1 protein-coding gene is annotated in these 339 nt (G+C 62.5%); it reads right to left on the bottom strand.

Annotated elements, in window-relative coordinates:
- A partial coding sequence (locus AC0L3U_RS38820) for a phage baseplate assembly protein V (protein WP_473365028.1) occupies nt 1-328 on the bottom strand: 328 nt, incomplete at its 3' end.
- Between the last annotated feature and the right edge of the window lie 11 nt (nt 329-339).

Raw genomic sequence — 339 nt, forward strand, 5'->3', positions numbered from 1 at the left:
CGGATTTTTGCCCGGTATGCGAGCGTTGCCGCGAAGGCCAGTGCGATGTCACCGGGAGGGCTGCGTGATGCCAGACATGCCTTATCGATGGATGGCGCAGCAGCAGCAAGCGGGGCGTCGTTTGTGTCTGATACTCGACGCCGGCAACGAGCACTGCCAGTCGCTCATGGCGGCGCGCGACCTCTCGCAGTATTGCCCGTTCCATGCCCACTCGCGGGATCATCATGGCGCCAAACCCGGCACCGGCCCAACCGGATGCAACCCTCACCCAACAGCTGCTTTTGTCATCGGTCCTGTCCAGGCGATCCCAATGAAACCGGACCTTCACCCGACCATAGG

The sequence above is a fragment of the Bradyrhizobium sp. Kon69 genome (assembly GCF_055807515.1).